At 71.1% G+C, this 13530-nt stretch carries 12 protein-coding genes and 1 tRNA gene; 4 read left to right on the top strand and 9 right to left on the bottom strand.

Going from position 1 to position 13530, the window contains the following annotated elements; genetic code table 11:
• The first annotated feature begins 43 nt into the window (after positions 1–43).
• Entirely contained in the window at positions 44–1156 is a 1113-nt protein-coding gene (locus tag PROKR_RS06945; RefSeq protein WP_036961046.1) for a 3-deoxy-7-phosphoheptulonate synthase, read from the top strand.
• Positions 1157–1221: 65 nt separating this feature from the next.
• Complete coding sequence (locus PROKR_RS06950; RefSeq protein ID WP_169736346.1) at positions 1222–1845, top strand: hypothetical protein; 624 nt, start codon at positions 1222–1224, stop codon at positions 1843–1845.
• A 4-nt stretch (positions 1846–1849) separates the two neighbouring features.
• Here the strand turns inward: PROKR_RS06950 and PROKR_RS06955 are convergent, their stop codons facing one another.
• The 5 genes from PROKR_RS06955 to sp36 form a co-directional block, all read right to left on the bottom strand.
• Complete coding sequence (locus tag PROKR_RS06955; RefSeq protein WP_036961050.1) at positions 1850–3247, bottom strand: DUF4232 domain-containing protein; 1398 nt, start codon at positions 3245–3247, stop codon at positions 1850–1852.
• A 22-nt stretch (positions 3248–3269) separates the two neighbouring features.
• A complete protein-coding gene (locus PROKR_RS06960; protein WP_036961052.1) occupies positions 3270–4505 on the bottom strand; it encodes an NAD(P)/FAD-dependent oxidoreductase in 1236 nt (411 codons plus the stop codon).
• Positions 4506–4854: 349 nt separating this feature from the next.
• Positions 4855–4931: transfer RNA gene (locus tag PROKR_RS06965), tRNA-Pro, on the bottom strand.
• A gap of 133 nt (positions 4932–5064) precedes the next feature.
• Positions 5065–5532 carry a RidA family protein gene (locus PROKR_RS06970; RefSeq protein ID WP_036961054.1) on the bottom strand — a complete coding sequence of 156 codons (468 nt, stop codon included), beginning with the start codon at positions 5530–5532 and terminating at the stop codon, positions 5065–5067.
• The gene (sp36, locus tag PROKR_RS32520; RefSeq protein WP_020017885.1) at positions 5529–5696 is read right to left on the bottom strand and encodes a Sp36 family protein; all 168 of its coding nucleotides are present in this window, start codon (positions 5694–5696) and stop codon (positions 5529–5531) included. The genes PROKR_RS06970 and sp36 overlap by 4 nt, the downstream gene beginning before the upstream one ends.
• A 109-nt stretch (positions 5697–5805) precedes the next feature.
• On the opposite strand from sp36, the gene PROKR_RS06975 reads away from it, so the two are divergent.
• Positions 5806–8187, top strand: a complete 2382-nt coding sequence (locus tag PROKR_RS06975; RefSeq protein ID WP_036961056.1) for a transglycosylase domain-containing protein — start codon at positions 5806–5808, stop codon at positions 8185–8187.
• A gap of 5 nt (positions 8188–8192) precedes the next feature.
• A complete protein-coding gene (locus PROKR_RS06980; RefSeq protein WP_036961058.1) occupies positions 8193–9131 on the top strand; it encodes a metallophosphoesterase in 939 nt (312 codons plus the stop codon).
• Between the two features lie 60 nt (positions 9132–9191).
• Here the strand turns inward: PROKR_RS06980 and PROKR_RS06985 are convergent, their stop codons facing one another.
• The 4 genes from PROKR_RS06985 to PROKR_RS07000 form a co-directional block, all read right to left on the bottom strand.
• On the bottom strand, positions 9192–9869 hold the full coding sequence (locus PROKR_RS06985) for a Crp/Fnr family transcriptional regulator (RefSeq protein ID WP_026366137.1): 678 nt from the start codon (positions 9867–9869) through the stop codon (positions 9192–9194).
• A 240-nt stretch (positions 9870–10109) separates the two neighbouring features.
• Complete coding sequence (locus PROKR_RS06990; RefSeq protein ID WP_036961061.1) at positions 10110–11225, bottom strand: bifunctional 2-methylcitrate synthase/citrate synthase; 1116 nt, start codon at positions 11223–11225, stop codon at positions 10110–10112.
• 26 nt (positions 11226–11251) lie between these two features.
• Positions 11252–12157 carry a methylisocitrate lyase gene (gene prpB, locus PROKR_RS06995; RefSeq protein WP_036961063.1) on the bottom strand — a complete coding sequence of 302 codons (906 nt, stop codon included), beginning with the start codon at positions 12155–12157 and terminating at the stop codon, positions 11252–11254.
• Positions 12157–13530, bottom strand: a 1374-nt coding sequence (locus PROKR_RS07000) for an MmgE/PrpD family protein (RefSeq protein WP_036961170.1), incomplete at its 5' end; no start/stop codon positions are given. The genes prpB and PROKR_RS07000, both read right to left, overlap by 1 nt.

The following is a 13530-nucleotide window of genomic DNA, read 5'->3' on the forward strand; positions in this document are numbered from 1 at the left end:
CGGTTCCTCGAACCAGACCCGCCAACTTGGAGCCCCGATCCCGATGAGCATCACCCCTGCGGAACCCAGCACCGAGGCGACGACCGACCTCGGTACCCGCACCTCCGACCTGCGCATCCGCGCTCTCGACCCGCTGCCCGCCCCGCGCGGCCTGCTGGAGTCGATGCCGCTCGGCACGGCCCGCAGCGACCTCGTCACCACGTCCCGCCGCGAGGTGCGTGACGTCCTGACCGGCGAGGACGACCGTCTCCTGACGATCGTCGGCCCGTGCTCGGTGCACGACCCGGCCGCCGCGCTGGAGTACGCCGGACGGCTCGCCACGCTCCGACGCGAGCTCTCCGACGACCTCGTCGTCGTGATGCGCGTGTACTTCGAGAAGCCGCGCACCACCGTGGGCTGGAAGGGTCTGATCAACGACCCGCACCTGGACGGCTCGCACGACGTGCGGCACGGCCTGAACCTGGCTCGCGAGGTGCTGCTCGGGGTGCTCGACGCCGGGGTGCCCGCCGCGACCGAGTTCCTGGAGCCCACCAGCCCGCAGTACATCGCTGACGCCGTGACCTGGGGCGCCATCGGTGCCCGCAACGTGGAGTCGCAGGTGCACCGCCAGCTCGCCTCGGGCCTGTCGATGCCGGTCGGGTTCAAGAACGCGACCGACGGCGACGTGCAGATCGCCGTGGACGGCTGCATCACCGCCGCCAGCGAGCACACCTTCTTCGGGGCCGACGCCGAGGGCCGCGCCGCCGCCGTCGAGACGACCGGCAACCCCGACTGCCACGTGATCCTGCGTGGCGGCCGCTCCGGCCCCAACTACTCGCAGGAGGACGTCGCCGCCGCCCTGCGCGTGACGCGCGGCTCCGGCCTCGGCGGGGCCGTCGAGACCGGCGTGATCGTCGACGCGAGCCACGCCAACTCGGGCAAGGACCACGTGCGCCAGGCCGGCGTCGTGCACGAGATCGCCAACCGCATCGCGGACGGCGAGCACGGCATCACGGGCCTCATGATGGAGAGCTTCCTGGAGGCCGGGGCGCAGCAGCCCGGCCCGCTGTCGGAGCTCGTCTACGGCCAGTCGGTCACGGACAAGTGCATGGACTGGGAGACCACGGAGGACCTGCTCCGCGACCTGGCAAAGGCCGTGCGCGAGCGGCGGGGCTGACCTCGCACGAGACCGGCCGGGCCCTGTGGCCCGGCCGGTCTCGTCTTGCCGCCTATCCTGGGCGGATGGTGGATGTGGCGGCGGGGACGACGGAGTCTGAGCGACGGCGTCGGGGGCGGACCGCCTGGGTCGTGGGTGCGGTGGTCGTGGTGGCGCTGGTCGCGGGCATCGGCGGGTGGCAGTACGCGGCCCGCAACGCCCGGATCGTGGCGGAGGGCGCCACCCTGAGTGGAGGCATGGCGTTCCCGGACTGCCTTCCCCGGATGGCTCTGGCCGTGTACGGCACCAGCGACGACGTGGTCGTAGGGCAGACGGTGCGCAACCCGTCGCGGTGGCCGGTCACGGTGATCAGCTCCGATCCCGAGGTGTTCCGGTTCGAGGCGCCGAGCGATGATCCGGCGGACGACACCACGGTCTCGTCCGCCGATGGCGCCGCGCCCGCCGGCGCCTCCGGCACGGTCGTGCTGCCGCCGGGGCGGGGGGCCACGATGTGGATCGTGGACCCGCAGCGGTACAGCGCCCAGGACGCCTCTACCGTCTGGTACGAGTTCGACGAGGTACCCGTGACGCTGCGGACGCTCGGCGTGGCGCGTGAGACGTCGATCCGGCTTCCCGGCACGCTCTACGTCGGCGGCGGCAAGGACGGCGAACAGCTCGGCGCGGCGCTGCAGGAGGCGTGTGGCGCCTGACTGCTCAGTCGCCCTGCGTCCACGGCCCGACCCGGACCTCCGCGCCGTCGAGCACGTCGAGACCCGTCGCGGGGGTGCCGTCCGTCGTGACGTCGAGCGGCACCGGCTCGGCGCCCGGCACCGCGGTGACCTCGATCGTCGTGGTGGTGTCCGGGTCGTTCGCCGTGGACATGGCGTGCCAGAGCAGCGGGGCGAGCACCGTCCCGCCGTCGGGCACGACCACGCGGCCGGGCATGACGCCGGGCTCGTACGGTTCGATCGTGACGTCCTTCTGGGGCTGCCCGACCTCGTTCTCGAAGACGAGGTCGGGCACGTTCTCGACGGCGCACGGACCGCCCGACACGTTGGTCGCCCGGACCGACCCGCCGCGGGTGCCTGCCGCCGAGTCCACGGCGCCGAACGTGACTGCCAGGTCCGGGCCGGTGCAGTCGGGGGCGCTGGGGTCCTCGAGCCACGGCTCGGCGTCGCCGAACGGGTCGAGGGTGTGGGGCGCATACCCGGCGGGTTCCACGCCGGACACCCAGCCGGTCGTCTCGGCGTACGCGGCATCCATGACCGTGTAGGCGACCGGGTGGTCCGCCGTCGCGTAGTCCTGGGTGTCGAGCCAACGCCGCAGATCGGCGAGGTCCTGGCTACCGGCCTTGGCCTCCGACTGGAGCGTGATCCGCTGCTCCTGGGCGAGGTAGGTGGCGTCCACGACGCCGGGCCGGGCTGCCGCGGCGACGAGCAGCCGGACGGCGTCGACGTCGGGCACGCGGGTCGCCGCCCGGTAGAGGACACCGGGAGCCTGGAGCTCGACGCCGCGGTCCAGCTCCTCTGCTGCGCGGGCGATCTCGAGGAAGTCGTCGCGGGTCGCGGCGGACACGTGGGCGGTCGCGGCGAGCGGGTCGTCGTCCCATGAACCGTCGCCACGGCCGCCGAGGCTGAGGTCCACGGTGGTGGCTCCCGCCGCGAGGAGGCCGAAGCCGTCCTCCACGGCATCGGCCACGACCTCCGAGGTCGTGGCCGGTCCGGCGCTGACACCGAGCCCTGGACCGCCGACGAAGCTCGACGCCATGGTGATGTTCTCCCGGTCGTCCACCCGTCCCGCAGCGGCGACCAGGAGGCGGTGGGCCTCCCCGGCGGCCTCGCCCGCGGCGCGGGGTTCGAGCGTCCCCGTCAGGGCGACCTCGACGCTCACGGTGCTCGGCGCCGGCTCGCTCCGCTGCCCGAAGTTGCCCTGGACCGGCTCGGCTCCGCGGGGAGTCCGGGTGACCGCGACGTCGTCGACGCCCGGAAGCTCACGGACGGCGTCGGCCGCCGAGGTCACCTCGACGGGCGGTACGTCGGCGGACGGCGTGCATCCGGCCAGGGCCAGCACGGAGACGACGGCGAGCGACAGGACCCGGTGGAGTGGCGGCACCCCGCGATCGTCCCACCGGGCGTCAGCTCACGAAGGCGTCGAGCTCCTCGCGCGGAACCTTCCTCCGAGACCTGATCAGTTCCTCCACACGGTCCATCTGTTCCCACACGTTGACGGCCATCCCGGCCACGACCTGACCGTCGAGCAGCCAGAACGCCACGAACTCGCGGGCGTTCAGGTCGCCGGAGACCACCACGTCGTCGTACCCGCCCGGCACGTCAACCCAGCCGGTGTACTCCATGCCGACGTCGTACTGGTCGCTGTAGAAGTAGGGCAGCCGGTCGAACGGCTCGGTGGCGCCGAGCATCGCGCGCCCGGCGTGGGCACCGGTCCGCTCCGCCGTCGCCCAGTGCTCCACCCGCAGGGGGCGCCCGTAGTGGGGTGAGGGGATGCTGGCGACGTCGCCCGCCGCGAAGATGTCGGGGTGCGACGTCGCGAGCGTGCCGTCCACGACGATGCCGCCGCCCTCCGAGGCGGGCCGCAGGTCCAGCCCGGCGACCTCCGCGAGCCCGATGTTCGGCGTGGCGCCGACGCCGACCACCACGACGTCGGCCCCGATCCGGGTCCCGTCCGACAGGTCGACGCCGGTGACGCGGCCCTCCGCTCCCTGCAGCCCGGTGACGGAGGTGCGGCGTAGCAGGCGCACGTCGTGGTCGGCGTGCACGCCCGCGTAGAAGTCGCCCATCTCGGGTCCGAGCACGCGGCCCAGGGGGTGCGTCCCGCGGCCGACGATCGTGACGTCCAGCCCGAGGGTCCGGGCCGACGCCGCGACCTCGAGCCCGATCCAGCCGTCGCCGACGACGGCGATTCGGCCGACACCCTCCAGCGACGCCTCGAGCAGCATGCTGGAGATGCGGTCGGAGTCGTCGATGGTGCGGAGGTAGTGCACGCCGGCGAGGTCCGTGCCGGTGACGTCGAGCGGCCGCGGCGTGGAGCCGGGGGCGAGGAGCAGCTTCGCGAAGGGGAGGGTGGCGCCGTCGGAGAGTGTCAGGGTGTGCGCGTCCGGGTTCAGCCCCACCACGGTCTCGTTGGTGCGGACGGTGACCTCGTGCTCGCGGTACCAGGCCTGGTCCAACGGGAAGACGGCGTCGCGCTCGGCCTCGCCCCGCAGGTAGTCCTTGCTCAGGGGCGGGCGCTCGTACGGGTGGTGGGGCTCGCTCGTGACGACCACGAGATCGCCGCGGTACCCCTCCTTGCGCAGCGCTTCCGCGGCGCGGGCGGTCGTCAGTCCACCACCGATCAGAACGTACGGGTTCATCGGACGCCTCCTGGGCTCGGACTCCTGGGTAGGCGATCAGTCTTGCACCCGAGATGGATGCGGGCAGTCTGTCCACAGCCGCGACGCGCGACCCGCCGCACGAGGTGCCACTGGACGACGTCGGCCCGCCCGACACCCGACGAAGGCGCCTCGCCTTGGAGGCCTAAGTTTCTTCGCTTGAGGTCGTCCCAGAGCGAAGAAACTTAGGCCTCGAAGGAGAAGTGCCCACGTAGTTCGGCGTCTGCCCGTCCCTCGGTTGGTCCGCCTGGTGGGTTGGGCGCAGGACTCGCCAGACGCGCGAAAAAGACCCTCCGATTCAGCATTTCTGCTGGCCGGAGGGCCTTTCACATGGTCGGGGTGACAGGATTTGAACCTGCGACCTCTTCGTCCCGAACGAAGCGCGCTACCAAGCTGCGCCACACCCCGATGGAGTCCACCGCGCATCGGGCACGAAGCCCTTCCGCGGAAGCCTGCTCAGAATAGCCGACGCATGGCCCGGAACGGAAACCGAATCCGTAGTGGCTCCGATCACGCCCGTTCCGGGCCACCCGCAAGGGCGTTACGCGAGCTCGACGACGAGCTCGACCTCGACCGGCGAGTCCATCGGGAGGACCGCCACGCCGACCGCGGAGCGCGCGTGCAGACCGGCGTCGCCGAAGATCTCGCCGAGCACGGTGGAGGCGCCGTTGATGACGCCGGGCTGGCCCGTGAACGACGGGTCGCTCGCGACGAAGCCCACGACCTTGACGATCCGGGAGATCGAGTCGAGCGAGCCGGTGATCGACCGGACGGCCGCCAGCGCGTTCAGGGCGCAGGTGCGGGCGTAGTCCGCGGCGGCGTCGGGGGAGACCAGGCCCTCGCCCTCACCGACCTTGCCGGTGGCCTGCAGCGTGCCCTCAGCGAAGGGGAGCTGGCCGGACGTGTAGACGTAGCGGCCCGTCTGGACGGCCGGCACGTACGCGGCGACCGGGGCCGCCACCTCGGGGAGCGTGATGCCCAGCTCGGCGAGCCGCTGCTCGTGGTTCATGCGTCACCGCCCGTGGGGCGCTTCAGGTAGGCGACGAGCCCGGTGCCGTCGGGTCCGGGGACCACCTGCACGAGCTCCCAGCCGTCCGAGCCCCATTGATCGAGGATCGCCTTGGTGTTGTGAATGAGGAGGGGGATCGTCGCGTACTCCCACTTCGTTGCCATGCCGACGATGCTAGCCCGCGATCGGCGACGGCGATTCCGCACGAGACCTGCACACCGGTCGGGTCGGTTTTCGGCGTGCCCCGTCAGTGGCACCCCGTAACCTGGGCGCATGGCCATGGCGAACCCTCGCGAGCCGCGCCGGATCACTCGGACCATACCCGCGGCTCAGCTCATCGGACTCCTTCTCGCATTCGTGCTCTGGGCTGGTGCCGGTGGTGTGATCGCGGCCGGGCTGGTGATCCCGCTGGCGTCCGGCATGGACACCGCGGTCGACACCGGGGTCGAGGTGTTCGAGGAGGTGCCCGCCGAGCTTGTGCCGGGGCCCCTGTCGGAGCAGTCGCAGATCTACGCGGCCGACGGCAAGACGAAGCTGGCGACGTTCTACGCGCAGAACCGCATCGTCGTGCCGCTCGACAAGGTCTCCGACCACATGAAGAACGCCGTCATCGCCATCGAGGACGAGCGGTTCTACACGCACGGCGGCGTGGACCCCGAGGGCATCTCGCGTGCCGCGCTGCAGAACTTCGGCGGCGGTGACACCCAGGGCGCGTCGACGCTGACGCAGCAGTACGTGAAGAACGTGCTGATCGAGGAGTCCCTCCGGGCGGGCGACACGTTCGGCGTGCTGGAGGCCCGCGAGAGCTCGCTCACCCGAAAGCTGCGCGAGGCGAAGCTCGCGATCGCCATCGAGAAGGAGATGTCCAAGGACGACATCCTCCAGGGCTACCTCAACATCGCGCAGTTCGGCACGAGCGTGTACGGCGTCGAGACAGCCTCGCAGCACTACTTCAACAAGTCCTCGAAGGATCTGTCGGTCGTCGAGGCAGCGACGATCGCCGGCATCACCAAGGCGCCGAGCCAGTTCGACCCAGTGGCCAACCCCGAGGACGCAGAGGTGCGCCGCAACCTCGTGATCGGCAAGATGTGGCAGCTGGGCTACATCTCCACCGCCGAGCGCGACGAGGCGATGGCCACCAAGCTCGCGGACACGCTCGACGTCCAGCCCATCGACGTCGGCTGCGACTCGGCGGGCGGCGCGGCCTTCTTCTGCGACTACGTGATCAAGGAGATCATGGCGAACCCCGAGTTCGGGGAGACCCGTGACGACCGGTACGACCTGCTGTACCGCGGCGGCCTCCGGATCGTCACCACCATGGACGTCAAGATGCAGAAGGCTGCCGCGAAGACGATCCGCGAGGCGGTTCCGGCCGACAACGCCTACGACCTCGAGGCCGCGGTCACCTCGGTCGAGCCGGGCACCGGTCAGATCAAGGCGATGGCGCAGAACGTGCCGTACGACGCACGGTCCGAGGCCGGCCCCCGCACGACCGCGCAGAACTACTCCGCGGACTACAACCACGGCAACTCACGCGGGTTCCAGGTGGGCTCCAACTTCAAGCCGTTCGTGCTCGCCGAATGGCTGCGCAGCGGGCACACGCTCCAGGACCGCGTCAGCGCCAACTCCTTCTCGGCCTACGAGACGGAGTTCAAGGCCAACGGCTGCGTCCACGCCTTCACGCACCAGCCGTGGAACGTGTCGAACGTGGACGGGTCCGCCAGCGGGACGGTGAGCGTGCTCCAGGGCACCTTCCAGTCCCTCAACACGGTGTACGCCCGCATGTCGCAGCAGCTCGATCTCTGCCAGGTGCAGAAGACGGCCTGGGACGTCGGCTTCCGGCCGATGACGTCGGGCCTGACGTACGAGGGCGTCGGGCAGTTCCGCACGATCGACGACCCGAAGCAGAAGGACATCGACGTCCTGGCGTCGATGACCCTCGGCACCCAGGCCTCGACGCCGGTCAACCAGGCCGCCGCGTTCGCGACCTTCGCGTCGGGCGGCACCTACTGCAACCCCGTCGCGATCCTCGAGGTCAAGGACCACGAGGGCAAGAAGATCGACGTCCCGTCGGCCGACTGCAAGCAGACGCTGGAGCCCGAGGTCGCCAACACCGTGGCCTACGCCATGACCAAGGTCTTCCAGACCAGCCCGTTCGGTACGGCCTGGGCGCTGTCCCCGGGCCTCGGCGACGGCCGCCCCGTGGCCGGCAAGACCGGTACGACGAACGACGCCATGCAGAGCTGGTTCACCGGCTACACGCCCGAGCTCTCCACCTCGGTCTGGGTGGGCGAGGCCAGCGGCAACGTGCCGCACATGAACGTGTACCTGCCGGCGATGTCCTGGTACGACAGCTCGGCCAAGGTCGGCCCGATGTACGGCGGTACCATCGCCGCGCCAACGTGGCGCCGGTACATGGACCAGGCCGTGGTCGGCCTGCCGAAGACGACCTTCCCCGCCCCCGACCCCAATCTCGTCGGCAAGGCGCCGGTCACGCCCAAGCCGAGCAACAGCAACGACGGCGGGAGCAACGGCGGCGGTGACAACGGCGGCGACAGCGACGGCGGCGACTCCGACACCGGCGGTGACGGCAACAGGGGCGGTGACAACGGCGGCGGTGGTGGCGGCGGTGGCGACAACGGCGGAGACGACTGATCCGCATGGGGGCGCTGGGTAACGTCGGCAAGGCCCTCGGGATCGCCGGGGGCATCGCCGTCGCCGGTATCGCCTACGCGCACCTGGAGAGCAAGCTCTTCCGGGTGCGCCGGGTGACCGTGCCGGTGCTGCCCCCGGGGCAGCGGCCGATCCGGATCCTGCACGTCGCCGATCTGCACCTGACCCCGAGCCAGCGCACCAAGCAGGCCTGGGTCCGGTCGCTGGCGGCGCTCGAGCCCGACCTGGTCATCAACACGGGCGACAACTTCGGGCACCAGCAGGCGCTGGCCCCGCTGCTCGACGTCCTGGGCCAGCTCATGGACGTGCCCGGCGCGTTCGTCATGGGGTCGAACGACTACTACGCGCCGTCGTTCAAGAACCCGGCCCGGTATCTGCTGCCGGACGCCCGCGTCGAGGGCGGCGAGAAGGTTCCGCTGCCCACCGAGTCGCTCCGCACGGCGTTCACCGACGCCGGCTGGGTCGACCTGGACAACCGGCGCGGCCTCGTCGAGCTACGTGACGGGCGCACGGTCGGACTGGTCGGCATGGACGACCCGCACCTCGACCTCGACGTCATGCCCGAGCCGGGCCGGGCGCCGGGCGAGGAGGACGCCGTGCTGCGCCTCGGCGTCGTGCACGCGCCGTACCAGCGGGTGCTGAACCAGCTCAAGGACGACGACGTCGACGCGATCATCGCGGGCCACACCCACGGTGGGCAGCTGTGCCTGCCGTGGTACGGCGCCCTCGTGACCAACTGCGACCTGGACCGTGGTCGCGCGTCCGGCCTGCACGGCTGGCCCGGCCCGCGCCCCGACCGCGAGGGCGGCGAGGACTCGACGTGGCTGCACGTCTCGGCGGGCGCCGGCACCTCGCCGTACACCCAGGTGCGGTTCGCGTGCCCCCCTGAGGCGACGCTGATGACCCTGACGGCACGCGGGGTCTGATCGGACGGCAAAGAGGCCAGGTGATCCGAGCGGATCACCTGGCCTCCTGTTCGTCGCGCCTCAGCGCGCCCGACGCTCCAGCCGGTCGAGGTCCAGCAGCACGACGGCGCGGCCCTCGCGGCGCACCCAGCCGCGGGTCGCGAAGTCGGCCAGGGCCTTGTTCACGGTCTCGCGGGAGGCACCGACGAGCTGCGCCAGCTCCTCCTGCGTGAGGTCGTGCGCCACGCGGATGCCGTCGTCGTTGGGCTCGCCGAACCTGGTCGACAGGTCCAGCAGCGCCTTGGCGACACGGCCGGGGACGTCGGAGAACACCAGGTCCGCGAGGGTCTCGTTGGTGCGGCGCAGCCGGCGCGCGAGCGCGCCCAGCAGCTGGGTCGCGACACCCGGGTGATCCGCGATCCACTTCACGAGCGAGTCGTGACGCAGCTCGTAGACCACCGAGTCCGAGACGGACGAGGCCGACGCCGTGCGGGGGCCCGGGTCGAACAGGGACAGCTCACCGAACATCTCGCCCGGGCCCAGGATCGACAGCAGGTTCTCGCGGCCGTCACTCGACCGGCGACCCAGCTTGATCTTGCCCTGCGCGATGACATACAGCCGGTCGCCCGGTTCGCCCTCGCGGAAGAGCACGTCACCCCGGACCAGCTCCACGGGCACCATGGACTCGAAGAGCGCGTGCGTCTCCTCGCCTTCCATGTCCGCGAAGAGGGGGGCAGAGAGTACGACTTCGTCGTCCACCAGTGGTGTCCTCACGTGTCGGGGACTTTCGTCCATCAGTCTTTTCCACCTCTCAGTCTGCCTCAATGTCACGAGATTGCCGGGTCATCGGTGTCTCTCGTGGCGTCCGCGTGGCGTGCAGCCCGACGCGATCGTCCGCCTCATGCGGGATGTCGGCTTTGCCCAGCACGAAGTAGGACGCCCGTCCATAAATCCTAGGGGTGCCACCTGGGAGTTCGGAACGGGCGTCCTGGGAACCGGTCAGGGAACCTCGCGCTGCTCCGGTCCGACGTACTCGCACACCGGCCGGATCAGCGAGTTGGCGGCCCGCTGCTCCATGATGTGTGCGGTCCACCCCGTGATCCGGGAGGCCACGAACAGCGGCGTGAAGATGTTCGTGTCGAACCCGATCAGGTGGTACGCCGGCCCGGCGGGGTAGTCCAGGTTGGGCTTGATGTTCTTGCGGCTGACCATGGCGTTCTCAAGGGTGTCGTACAGCTCGATCACCGCGGAGTCGCCGTAGTGCGCGGCGAGGTCGCCGAGCACGGCCCGCATGGTCGGCACGCGGGAGTCGCCGTTCTTGTAGACCCGGTGGCCGAACCCCATGATCTTCTTCTTCTGCGCGAGCGCGTCCTCGAGCCAGGCCTCTGCCTTGTCGGCCGTGCCGATCTCCTCGAAGGTGGCCTGCACGGCCTCGTTCGCGCCGCCGTGCAGCGGGCCCTTGAGGGCGCCGATGGCGCCCGTGACCGCCGAGTGCAGGTCGGCGAGCGTCGAGGTGATGACGCGCGCGGTGAACGTGGACGCGTTGAACGAGTGCTCGGCGTACAGCACCATCGAGGCCTCGAACGCCTGCACGACGGCGGGTTCGGCTTCCTCCCCGAACGTCATCCAGAGGAAGTTGGCGGAGTAACCGAGGTCCTCGCGCGGGTGCACGATCTCCTGGCCCCGACGACGGCGCTGGTCGAGCGCGACCACGGCGGGCAGGACCGCCCACAGCCGCAGCGCCTTGGCGAGCTCCGCCTCGGGCGACGAGTCCTCGGCCTGTGGGTCGTGCGCGCCCAGGATCGACACCGCGGTGCGGCACACGTCCATGGGGTGGCAGTCGGTGGGCAGCTCGAGGATCGCGTCGCGGATGTTGTCCGGCAGCTCGCGGTGCACCCGCTCGGCCGCCGTCTGCTCGGTGAGCTGGGCGGGGGTCGGCAGCTCGCCGTGCCACAGCAGGTAGGCGACCTCCTCGAAGGACTTCTTCGCGGCCAGCTCCTGTACCGGGTAGCCCCGGTACAGCAGCGAGTTGGTGTCCGGGTTGACCTTCGAGATGGCCGACGTGTCAGCGACGACGCCGGCCAGACCCTTTCGGATCTCCGTGGTCTCGGTCATGAGCACTCCTTCGTGTCGAGACTCAGTCAGGGCTGGTAGGTGAAGACGTTCGAGTCGAAGTGGTTGTAGGCCGCGTAGTCGGTCAGCTCGTACAGGCGCGCGCGGGTCTGCATCTCGGGAACCAGGTCCGCCTGGGTGCCCGACGCCGCGATCTGGTCCAGCGCCCGTTCGGCAGCGCCCATCGCGATGCGCAGCAGGGTGACGGGGTAGATCACGAGCCGCGCCCCGGCATCGTGCAGCTGCTTCGCCGTGAAGAGCTCGGACTTGCCGAACTCGGTCATGTTGGCCAGCACCGGTACGTCGAGGGCCGAGGCGACGGCCTCGAACTCGGCGAGGTCCTTCATGGCCTCGGGGAAGATCGCGTCCGCCCCGGCGTCGGCCAGGGCCTTCGCCCGGTCGATCGCGAGCCTGAGCCCGCGCTCGCCCGGCTCGGTGCCGCGCACGTCGGTGCGCGCCATGATGAGGAAGTCGGGGTCGCGGCGGCCGTCGACGGCGGCCCGGATGCGCCGGACGGCGTCGCCGAGCCCGACCACCTCCTTGCCGTCGAGGTGGCCGCATCGCTTGGGGTTGACCTGGTCCTCGATGTGGATGCCGGCCACGCCGGCGTCCTCCATGGTCTGGACCGTGCGGGCCACGTTCATGGGCTCGCCGAACCCGGTATCGGCGTCGGCGAGCACGGGCAGGTCGGTGACCCGGGCGATCTGTGCGGACCGGCCGGCCACCTCGGTGAGCGTGGTCAGGCCGATGTCGGGCAGGCCGAGGTCGGCGGACAGCACCGCGCCGGAGACGTAGACGCCGTCGAACCCCTTGTCCTGGATGAGCTTGGCGCTCAGCGGGTTGAACGCGCCCGGGAGCCGCAGCAGGTCCGGCCCGGCGAGGGCCTCGCGGAAGGCGCGGCGCTTCGCGGCGGGGGTGAGGTGCGAGTAGAGCATCAGGCACGCCCCAGCTCGAACAGGCCCGTCGGGGACTTGACGGTCTCCAGCAGGCCGGGGGCCGCGATGATCGTGAGCTCCCGAACCTCGGCGGGCGTGAGCTCGGGCAGCCGCTCGGCCAGGTCGAGGAAGCGCTCGATCTCGGCGTCCGTCAGGATTCCTGCGGCGAGCGTCCGGAACTTGCCCACGTAGTTCGCGCGGGCGAACGGGCGGGCGCCCAGCGGGTGGGCGTCTGCGACGGCGATCTCGCGGGTCACCGTCTCGCCGCTGGTGAGCGTGATCTCCACGCGGCCACCGAACGCCTTCTCCGCGGGGTCGGTCGAGTGGTAGCGGCGCGTCCACTCCGGGTCCTCGGCAGTGGTGACCTTGCGCCACAGCTCGACCGTGTCGGGGCGCTGCGCGCGCTCGGGAGCGTAGGAGTCCACGTGGTGCCAGCCACCGTCCTGCAGCGCGACCGTGAAGATGTACGGCACCGAGTGGTCGAGCGTCTCGCGCGACGCCGTCGGGTCGTACTTCTGCGGGTCGTTCGCGCCCGAGCCGATGACGTAGTGGGTGTGGTGGCTGGTGTGCAGCACGATGCCCTGGATGTTCCTGGGGTCCCGCAGCTCCGGCCGCTCGTTGCCCAGCGCGCGGGCCATGTCGATGATCGCCTGCGCCTGGTACTCCGCGGAGTGCTCCTTGGTGTACGTGTCGAGGATGCCGGTGCGGGCCTCGCCGGCGGCGGGCAGCACGACGTCGTAGGCGGCGTCCGGCCCGTCCAGGAGCCAGGCGACCACGCCGTCCTCGCCCTCGTAGATGGGCTCGGGGGAGGTCTGGCCGCGCATCGCGCGGTCCACGGCCTCGACCGCGAGCTTGCCCGCGAAGGCCGGCGCGTGCGCCTTCCACGTGGAGATCTGGCCCTTGCGGCTCTGCCGCGTGGCGGTCGTGGTGTGCAGGGCCTGGCCGATCGCCTGGAACACCGTCTCGGTGTCCAGCCCGAGCAGCGTGCCGATGCCGGCCGCCGCCGAAGGCCCGAGGTGCGCCACGTGGTCGATCTTGTGCTTGTGCAGGCTGATCGCGCGGACCAGGTCCACCTGGATCTCGTAGCCGGTCACGATGCCCCGCACGAGCTCCCGGCCCGAGCGGCCCGCGTGCTGCGCCACCGCCAGGATCGGCGGGATGTTGTCGCCCGGGTGGGAGTACTCGGCCGCGAGGAAGGTGTCGTGGAAGTCGAGCTCGCGGACGGCGACTCCGTTGGCCCATGCCGCCCACTCGGGGCTGCTCGTGGCCTCCGGGGCCAGGCCGAAGACCGTGGAGCCGGGCGTGTACGGGTGTGCCTGGGCCTGCGACCGGGCGGCGACGGCGGGGCCGCGGGTGAGGCTGGGGGCCGCGGG

Source organism: Promicromonospora kroppenstedtii DSM 19349 (assembly GCF_000515355.1).
GTDB classification, from domain to species: domain Bacteria; phylum Actinomycetota; class Actinomycetes; order Actinomycetales; family Cellulomonadaceae; genus Promicromonospora; species Promicromonospora kroppenstedtii.